The following is a 9,499-nucleotide window of genomic DNA, read 5'->3' as shown; positions in this document are numbered from 1 at the left end:
CAAGTTGCTCCGTTCCACTTGCCTTCCGTGCCATGATGACCTCTACCAAAGGTAAAGGCTTATATTATTACTGTTTCTATCTGTAATTGGAATTAAATGCAGAATGCTCTATTACCTGAATCAGGTATTGAGGCATGAGCGACCTTATTTTCCAGGGTTGGTGAGTTACAATCGCTTTGTTGAGCTGTTGCAAGGTAACGCTGGTGCCCTTGAGCTGTGTTCTGATTAGCCGCTTTGGGCGCTGCAGTGGGATCAGCTTCATTGATTCGACCAGGATCAGTGTATGTCACAATCGCCGCATCTGGTCACATCAAGTGATGGCAGCATTTGCTGCCTGGGAAAAGACGAGCGTGGATTGGTTTTATGGGTTCAAGCTGCACCTGGTCATCAATGACCGGCAAGACTCATGTTTTCGACAAGTTTATACTCGAAAGTGTGTGCGGCGTTTTGGGAGAGTTAACACACCCGCTTACTAAACGTTCCTCTATTTTCTCTTTAAGCGGAGGAACGAACAATCATTTCTGCGCCTTGAGCCGTTTCCACCAAACCTCATCAAGAATTTGTACTTCCTGTTCAAGAATTCAAAAGGTTATTTCTTATTCAGCAATTCCGTACATTACAAACGGTGGTGAAAATAATAAAACTTTAAGTTTTAACTGTGGAATATCCGGCATTGGATATTCCCCAGCATTAAGAATATATAAAGGAATATTGCTCTTCTGCAAAACTTCTAAATCCGAAGAATCAAAGGTTGAGCAAAATACCACAGGCTCTAGCTCTGTTGGCGCTTGCGCAGTACAAGGTTCAGTGCTGGCTTTTCTCGGCTTTGTTAATACAATATCCGCATTTTTTGGATATTCTTTACCAAAATAGCGGAACAACCTTATGTAACCTTGAAGCGAGCGATAGGATAGTTGTTGATCAGCCAATTCGTCACTTGACCATAACAAATAAGCAGGTCGTTCGGGAACATACAAATATTCTCCTATTTCTCGTGCCTTCGAATATTCTAAAGACAAGCGCTCATACACCGAACGAACAAGCAAGCCCAATCTGGCATCCTGATACTGTGGAGTGGATCTAATCGCGCCTGTTCTGGATAATGAAATGAATAAGTATCTCTGAATCTCTAGTGGCAAATGATTAACCGCCAGACTACGAAGTTCTTGCATTACCAGCGAATGAGGAGTAAATGCCAATATCGCTACAAAACTCAACGCTATTGCTAAAGGGCGAATTTTTCGCTGCTTAATAAAACTCCGCAGAATCCAGCTCCAACCCTCGCCCGCGAGAACCAAAAGTGGCAGCGCGACAAAAAAAGCCATACGCGCTTGAACTGAGCGCCCACTCAAGCTATCGATCACCATGGGCAGCAGTGCCAACCCAAGCCATACCACAGCAAAGCGAATCACGGGATCACGCCATAATATCGATACTGCCACGCAGGCCCCTACCCACAATAACCCTCCTGCAATTACGATGGCAAATAGGCTCTTGGCTGGGACTCCGGGAAACATTTCCTTTGCCTCAGAGGAAAAGTTCACCAATGTTTGGGGATTGACTAATGGAGAAAACCACCAGGCATATAACAAGTAAAAAATTAATGAAGCAAAGCCAGCTACGACAATGCCTGGTACCGCATCAAGCTTTTTCAGTGTCACTGCTGTCGCCGACAATACAATCAAAAAAACTATCCCCGGCAAAACCGCATCAATTCGAATAAAAAATAACAGAAATAGCAAACAACCAGCAAAAATGCTTATTATTAAAGATCGGCGCTCAACGGCTTTCAGTAGCATTAAAGCGAAAACAGCCAATGCCAGAAATGCTGGAGGTTCACTGGTCAGGTGACCTTGAAGTCCACGATAACTATCTGAAGCAATGTAAGTAACTGCTGCAAGAAGATATCCTGCCCACCAGATAGGATCTGGTCTTTCAGATCGCAATAAAATAACTAGGCGCAAACCCAATGTTATGCAGAGAGTTACACCTAATGCCATGAAAACACGGTACAGCCATTGCATTGCCACAAGCGCAGTTTCGGTAGCACCAAATAGCCGAGTAACTTCACCGAGCAAAAGAATATGGCCAATGCGCGTGAAATACCAATACGCATCATCACCTGGGCCAGGCTGAACGTCATGAGCGTACTGATGATATTCAGCCAGCATATTTGTCTCTGCAGCTCTCTTGGAAAGCTGCACGTAGATCGGTGCATCCCAGTGAGTTTCTTCTAGTGGAGCCAGATCAGAATGAAACAATAATGCGATAAAAAATACCAGCAGCAGTACGTAGAAAGGATGTAACAAAGAACACCACTCTGCAAATTTACCAAGCTTGTCAATATTATATGCGCGCGACTCGGTATTCAAAGTAGTCTGTTTCCTTATTATTGTTATCGGTAATAAAAAGGCTCATTTTCATTCGTTTAGATTTAAAAGTGTCTTTATGCTGATCAGGCCTGATCAACTGGCCGATCAATGTACGATCACCGATATGGGCGATGGAAAGATGCGCTGGTGGTCTGGTTATCCCAGGATCATGCTGGCTTATTATGTTCGAATGCCCCCTGCTAGCAACTAAGCTTAACTCCAACTCGCCATAATCACATTACCAATTATTCGATTCTATCTGATAATAGCGTTGAATGGCTCTCAAAACATCGCTGCAAGCTCAGCTGTAAAGCAACTTACTGGCAACTCACTCCAAATATGTTCTTGTAGATTCAATCCGTGATGAATATAGTTGGAAAATAACAATGCAATATCGAGTCCCAGAGAAGTTCTGTTTTTTAACTATTCCTCTGCCACGAATCAAGCTATATTTTCGCTATCGTATTATTGCAATTAACAATTGATTGACGAAAATCCAATAATATTAGCATAAGGTAATAGTGATTAATAAAGATTCTCCAGGAAAATTACATACACATAAGCATAAGTGCTTTAGTGTATTACCATAACCCCTAGCCGTTCTATTCCACTTGATAATTTTAAAATTTTAATACCTGCAGTCTACCTTCTTGCCTTATTTTTCTTACATTCATGACTTAATTATTCAGTTTCTGGTAAAAATAAGAAAATTGCACGTTATTTTGCTTCACTTCCTTTAAATATTGGGTTCCCTATTTCTCAGCAAGCAGTTCATCAATAACTTTTCGCACTAAGCCGACTGTGCCATTCCAAGACGTAACCTCCGGGTAAACCTGGGTAGTCGTGGCCAAATAAAGCTTTCCAGAAAGCAAGACTGTTGGGGGTTTACGCTGCTGGTAGCCCGTGGTATAGAGCGGCTCCACGAAAGGTGCGCGAAACACAAAGCGATCGATCACATCTTCATCCTGAAAATCTGGGAAAAGCCTCTTTAACCCTGCCACGTATGCTTCCAGAATCTCAGCATCACTTTGATGAAAACGTGGCTCGGTGCGGTGTACATAGTTCATCAAATAAGCTAGATGTACGCCTGCAGTATCGGTCTTTTCAAGTAGAGTTGTGCTCTCTACAATACCCTGAAATGGGGTTTCCTCATCGATCGTAGCAACCCAATAATGCTTTGTAAATCCGCGTCGCAGCATGAGCACGGCATTCACCACACCTTGCATATCGATTTCGGTATCAATCTGCCCTGCAACACTAGCCAATCGACCATTCGCCATTGCCTTGCGCAGAAAGAAAATAGGGGCTGTAATAACAGCGCGATCAAATACTTCTGGTGTATCCTGTGCCACATGAACGGTGAGTAGTCCATCTTCGGCAAGATCCAGCTTTTCTACAGGAGCTTGTAATTTGACTGTGCCACCGTGCGCTTTGATTGAATCGGCCAAGGTGTCTATGATGCGCCGATAGCCGCCATGAATGTATCCCTTGCATTCACTTTTTCCGCCCCCTTTTTCACGGTTAAAGCGCGTCCAAAACCAGAGAGCAGGCACTTCATGATAACGATCGCCGAATTTAGCTTGCAGCATTGGTTTCCAAAAAATTTCAAAGGCACGTCGCCCAGAGAGTCGGCTTAACCATTCAACACATGTTACATCGTCCAATCCTTTTGATGAACAAACGCTTCCCCACAAACCGGTCAAGCCAACGCGTATTCTGTCAGCCAAAGAGAGCGGACTGAATTGCAGTAGTTCGAGAGGCGTATTAAGGCCATACAGTCGTCCATCACGCATAAACCCAAAACTGGTTTCTTTCCAATAGATCTGGTCCTCAAGGCCAAGCTCGCGCAACACGCCAAGCAAGTGCCGATCGCTTGGCAGCATACAATGATAAAAACGTTCGAGAAAGACGTTCCGGTACTGGAAGAAAGTGCCCAAACCACCAAGCTGATCAGAGGCTTCGTAAACGGTTACCCGGGCACCTGACTTGGCAAGCCAGTAAGCCGCCACCAAGCCACCAATGCCGCCACCTACCACCGCAATACGATGGGCATCGATAGTCCTGGGCATACTGGTAGCACCAGTATCCTTAGGACTTCTTGCCATTGGAAGCTCCTTCATGTCCTGATTTCACGCGCCAAGAAAGCGGCAAAAAACCACGTGTCAGTGTAATTAGGTAGCGCCACATCGTGCGTAGAATACGCATCTTACTGGCACCCTCTTTGAGGTCATAACGAAGCACGAGTGGTACTTCTGAGACACGGGCATGCAGTGTGCGAAGGTTCAGCAACAGCTCGAACATACAGGAAAAGCCATTTTCGCGTATGAAGTTGTCACCAAACATACTAATCAAATTACGCAGTGTCTCGGCTCGATAAACTCGAAACCCACAAGTATAATCACGCACACCTGGATAACGAACTAACGTACGAATTCCCGCGCTTGAAAGATGACTCAGGAGCACGCGAAACGGCGGTACACCGATTTCCTGCGCGCCAGGCTGAAAACGAGATGCAATTACCACATCAAAACCCTCACCGAGCCGCTCTACCATTGTTTTGATCAATTCTGGATCCTGGGAGTTATCTGCATCAAGGGTAACCACAACATCGCTGTTTTGTGCCGCCGCCTTAAGCCCGGTGCGCATCGCTGCGCCAAGCCCCATGTTTTGAGAATGCTGTATCAGCTCTACTGGCATCTTTGCCGCTGCATCACGCACAATCTGTGCGGTTCGGTCGCGCGAGCCATCATCGACCACAAGAATTCGATAATCAGCCCATCCATCGAGCGCACGCTGAATGCGACCCAGCAATACGGGAAGATCTTTTTCTTCATTGTATGCAGGTAGCATGACTGTAATCTTCTTATCTAGCATTTTCTCTCCTAGCCACATAACGTTAACGTCATCATTAACTACTTGGTTCCACTTCCATCAAATTTTTTCGGGTAGCTACTATTGCAGCGTGGTCACCTACTGATCGCACATCGAACAAATGTGTCAAGCTATCCAGACAACGTTCAACTACGGCAATCTTCTTCTCTCTAGTCATTCCCATGGAGGGAAAGAATCGCAATCGGGGTACATCTTCTCCACCCAAGAAATCAAGCGGATGCAGTAATATTGATGGTTCCACGCCGAACAGGCGGCACATTCGGAGCGCAGTATTGAAATAGATTTGTGCCAGGCTCGTAGAAAATCCAGCTAAATACATGACATAACTCAAATGGATCGGAATCCGGAAACCGGGGAAAGTCGTCACAGGCATTTCCAACAGGGAAATTCCATCGAAACGCCAACGATAAGGTTTGAGTGGCCGGAGTCCATCCTTCCAGCTGCCAAATAAACGATTGAGACGCTCGCGTTGCTCAGCATTAAATTGCCCGGTAGCAAAGTAGTAAGCACGTGCAATTGGACCAATAAAGCTTGGTAATGAGCTGGCATCGTAATTATAACCACGCCGAGCTAATACGCGTAGCATTGTTGATGATTGACTGTAGCCCGGTCCGCGGAAGCCTGTGGGTCTTTGGCCAGTTGCAGCCTGTATATGTTGTTCTGCCTCCGCCAACTCCTGCTCGAGTTCTTGCTCAGAAAACAGATGTAGCCAAGGTTCGTGACGCAGAGAATGATTTCCTATTTCATGCCCGGCACGCGCAATTTGCGCCAGCGCCTCACGGTTGTGTTCAAGTGCCGCATCTTGGCCAACTATAAATACTGTAATCTGCAACTTGCGGCGCTCGAGTACGTGAAGTATCCGAGGAACGACAACATCCAAATAAGAAGGATAGGATTCCCATATGGGATCTTCGTGAGTCTTCAGATAGGCCCATTCATTATCCAAATCCAAGGACAGATTTGCTAGTGGCTTGCCAACTTGATGATGTTGCGTTTGAGTCATGATATGTCGCCTTCTCCAGCAGTCAAAAACTGTTCGATGGCTGATGCTATTTTTTCCCCAGCATCGCCTTTACCAAATGGATTTTCTGTTGTGCTTACTATACTGAGCCAGGTTTTGTCCACGAGTGCCGTCTCGAGCATCTCCTCAAGACGCTCCCCAGAATGACCAACAAGCCGTCCGATCCCACAATCAAGTACTTCGGGCCGTTCTGTCGTATCGCGCAAGACTAATAATGGCTTACCCAATGAAGGCGCTTCCTCTTGAACACCTCCTGAATCAGAAACCACTAGCCATGCACGTGATAGCAAGTGCAAGAAATCGGCATATTCGAGCGGCTCAATGCAATGAACTCGCTCTGCACCAGTAAATTCTGCATCGACCACGGCGCGCACCGATGGATTTGGGTGCACCGGAAAAACCAACTCAATATCTTGATGCCGCTCTACAAATCGCCTTAACGCTTTCAGATGTGAAGACATGACTTCTCCGAAATTCTCCCGGCGATGAGTCGTGAGCACAATCAGACGCTTATTCGTAATACTGTCAAGTAGTTTGGAAAGCGATGGAGAAGCCGTTGAACGGGCGAGGATGTGCTGGAGAGCGTCAACAACCGGATTTCCAGTAAGTACAATGCAATTTTTCTGAACACCCTCAGCAATCAATATTTCAACATTATTGGAAGTAGCGGCAAAATGGAGATCTGCCAATTGAGTTATGAGGCGGCGATTCATTTCTTCTGGAAACGGACTATAGCGATTGCCTGTACGCAGACCTGCTTCCACGTGAGCCACCGGTATTCGCGCATAGAAAGCTGCCAATGCCCCGGCAATTGCCGTTGTCGTATCGCCCTGTACCAAGACCAGATCGGGTCGCTCAGTCAGGAGTAACGGCTCTATTGCCTCAATCACCCGTGCCAATACAGCATTTGGCGTCTGACCAGGTGTCATAACTGCCAAATCATGATCGATGCTTATACCAAATTCACGTATAAAGGGTCGCAGCAAATCCGTATGCTGCGATGATGAAACAGTGACACTTCGCCAAATGTCTCGACGACGCTCAATTGCCCAGATAACTGGTGCCAGCTTGATGATTTCTGGCCGGGTTCCAAAAAGCGTAAGGATTGTCTTGATGGTACCGCGATTAGATCCTGATTTTATAGTCACGTCAGCTTCCCTTCTCTTTTAATAAAGAATTTATTGTATTTTTTTTGGCTGTACATCGATTCCGCCGGACCGTAACCAGCACGCTGCACCAATGATCATATAAGGTATATTCACGCAACAGGTATAGACAACCGAGGCTGCAAAAGGAACCTCTGTCTCATTAAGTGCAAGAGAAAGGCCCAATGTAAAAGCTAATTGTGTCGTTCCTAATTGCGCTGGAGAGGATGGTAAAGTGAGGCCAACAACCATTAGCACCCACACCGTAACCGCCATTGAGAATGTAGCCGGGTAACCAACCGAAATAGCACATAACCAGATTGCGCCAACAATACAACTCCACTGCAAGATAGAAAGTAAAAAAGTATTGATCACAATAGACGGACTACCCAGCGCTGAGAATCCCACGAGACTGCGTTTAAGTTGGCCCCTAATCATCACCGATAATTTCTCCGGTAAGAGGCGAATAACCAGTAATCTTACATTACGCCGAATTTTCGATGGCATCAGTAACGACACAATTGCTATCAAGCCTGCTACCACCATAAATATGGCAATAAATCCAGCTGCGGCAACATATTCGGGTAACTGCGGGTTTATAGTCAAAAGAACACCGAACAGTGCCACTACCACCATAAAATCAAAGATTCGCTCGACCCCTATTGATGCAAGGACAGCACTCGATGCAACGCGTGATCTGCGTCCAATCAGAGCGGCTCTGAGCACTTCTCCAGAATGAATGATAATCAGGTTGGCTGCGGTACCAATGTAAGCCGCAGAGTGCAACAATGATAATTCCACAGGAGCTACTGGCCCTAAAATAATAGACCAACGCCAAGCCTTAACCAGCATAAATAATAACCCGGCTCCCAAGGCCATCATAGCCGGTAAAAATTTAACAGTCGCAAGACTCTCTAGCATCGCTTGAGTATCGATGCCTCGTAATGAAAGCCAGAGAAAGATGAGTCCTATTATGATACCAAGCACTGTCCATTTAAACTCAATCTTTATCGTCATAGAATTTTAAATATTGTGATGTATAAGATCTTCTTATGGTAACAATATATTCTGATGATTTCTTCAAGCATTTGTCCTAACCTTTTAAGTGATTTGTCCTATATAACACTTTCATGACATACTATTTTGGATAAAATCCATAGGCTATGAAGATTGTACGAGAGCATATTCTGAAGTCTGATATAGCTATACGTACCAGCATTCGTACTACCATTAATTGTAATGTAAGAATCTTTTTCTATAATATGGAACAAAGAGTAAAAAAACTTTGATCCTAATTTTCTATATGTATGGTTTGATACAAGGCGTGCAGTTTTGCATGAGATCCTATTGTTTTTTGTAGAATTCATGTGCTTACAACATTTGCGCAGCAGCGAATGAATTCTGATGTGACTGGCTGGCATTTGATATAGATTTCGTGATTATCAATTAATTAAATTTGATCATCAAGGATTTTTTTTTCTTCCTTCAGCACCTGTGGCATAGCAGCTTTCAAGTAATAGAACATAGACCATAGCGTTAGAATGGCGGCAAGATAAATAAGCCAGGTGCCGATTTCTTGCGGGCTCACATTCTCACTAATATTCTCATGATAAAGCAGCAAGGGAATTGCAATCATTTGCGAAGTGGTTTTGATTTTACCGAGAAAAGATACGGCGACACTTTTCGATTGACCGATTTGCGCCATCCATTCACGCAGCGCTGATACAGTGATTTCCCGTCCGATAATAATTAAAGCGATCGGTGCATCTAATCGCCCAAGATAAACTAAGACAATTAGTGCGGCAGAAACCATCAACTTATCCGCAACTGGATCAAGAAATGCACCAAAAGCAGATGTTTGATTGAGAACCCGCGCCAGATAACCATCAAGCCAGTCTGTAGCAGCCGCACCGGCAAAAATCAAAGTAGCAACTAAATTCTGATTGATGGGAGATAACCACGAGTGCGGGAAATAAAAAATACCAACAAATAACGGTATGGCCAGTATGCGAAGCCACGTTAATAAATTGGGTAAATTGTAAGGCATATGAAAACTGACTGATTATAAA

General features: G+C 44.8%; 9 protein-coding genes. 2 read left to right on the top strand and 7 right to left on the bottom strand.

Annotation, left to right across the window (positions count from 1 at the left end):
- The first annotated feature begins 203 nt into the window (after positions 1 to 203).
- Positions 204 to 476 (top strand): transposase, encoded by a 273-nt coding sequence (locus tag BM021_RS16575; protein ID WP_177186321.1) that lies wholly within the window; start codon positions 204 to 206, stop codon positions 474 to 476.
- Positions 477 to 596: 120 nt separating this feature from the next.
- Here the strand turns inward: BM021_RS16575 and BM021_RS07155 are convergent, their stop codons facing one another.
- Positions 597 to 2,372 carry a hypothetical protein gene (locus BM021_RS07155; RefSeq protein WP_090720340.1) on the bottom strand — a complete coding sequence of 592 codons (1,776 nt, stop codon included), beginning with the start codon at positions 2,370 to 2,372 and terminating at the stop codon, positions 597 to 599.
- A gap of 76 nt (positions 2,373 to 2,448) precedes the next feature.
- On the opposite strand from BM021_RS07155, the gene BM021_RS16050 reads away from it, so the two are divergent.
- The gene (locus tag BM021_RS16050) at positions 2,449 to 2,583 is read left to right on the top strand and encodes a hypothetical protein (protein WP_256207824.1); all 135 of its coding nucleotides are present in this window, start codon (positions 2,449 to 2,451) and stop codon (positions 2,581 to 2,583) included.
- Between the two features lie 541 nt (positions 2,584 to 3,124).
- Here the strand turns inward: BM021_RS16050 and BM021_RS07150 are convergent.
- From BM021_RS07150 to pgsA, 6 genes are all read right to left on the bottom strand, one after another.
- Positions 3,125 to 4,477, bottom strand: a complete 1,353-nt coding sequence (locus tag BM021_RS07150) for an FAD-dependent oxidoreductase (protein ID WP_177186320.1) — start codon at positions 4,475 to 4,477, stop codon at positions 3,125 to 3,127.
- On the bottom strand, positions 4,461 to 5,246 hold the full coding sequence (locus tag BM021_RS07145; protein ID WP_177186319.1) for a glycosyltransferase family 2 protein: 786 nt from the start codon (positions 5,244 to 5,246) through the stop codon (positions 4,461 to 4,463). Before BM021_RS07145 ends, BM021_RS07150 begins: the two co-directional genes overlap by 17 nt.
- A 34-nt stretch (positions 5,247 to 5,280) precedes the next feature.
- A complete protein-coding gene (locus BM021_RS07140) occupies positions 5,281 to 6,267 on the bottom strand; it encodes a polysaccharide deacetylase family protein (protein ID WP_090720333.1) in 987 nt (328 codons plus the stop codon).
- Positions 6,264 to 7,433 (bottom strand): non-hydrolyzing UDP-N-acetylglucosamine 2-epimerase, encoded by a 1,170-nt coding sequence (wecB, locus tag BM021_RS07135; RefSeq protein WP_218147829.1) that lies wholly within the window; start codon positions 7,431 to 7,433, stop codon positions 6,264 to 6,266. Before wecB ends, BM021_RS07140 begins: the two co-directional genes overlap by 4 nt.
- A gap of 30 nt (positions 7,434 to 7,463) precedes the next feature.
- Positions 7,464 to 8,447 (bottom strand): lysylphosphatidylglycerol synthase transmembrane domain-containing protein, encoded by a 984-nt coding sequence (locus BM021_RS07130; protein WP_090720331.1) that lies wholly within the window; start codon positions 8,445 to 8,447, stop codon positions 7,464 to 7,466.
- A 433-nt stretch (positions 8,448 to 8,880) separates the two neighbouring features.
- On the bottom strand, positions 8,881 to 9,477 hold the full coding sequence (gene pgsA / locus BM021_RS07125; RefSeq protein WP_090720329.1) for a CDP-diacylglycerol--glycerol-3-phosphate 3-phosphatidyltransferase: 597 nt from the start codon (positions 9,475 to 9,477) through the stop codon (positions 8,881 to 8,883).
- Positions 9,478 to 9,499: the final 22 nt, after the last annotated feature.

This window comes from Nitrosomonas sp. Nm166, assembly GCF_900112825.1.
Taxonomy (GTDB): domain Bacteria; phylum Pseudomonadota; class Gammaproteobacteria; order Burkholderiales; family Nitrosomonadaceae; genus Nitrosomonas.
The sequence above is the reverse complement of the archived record's forward strand: the minus strand, read 5'-3'. Positions and strand labels throughout refer to the sequence as shown.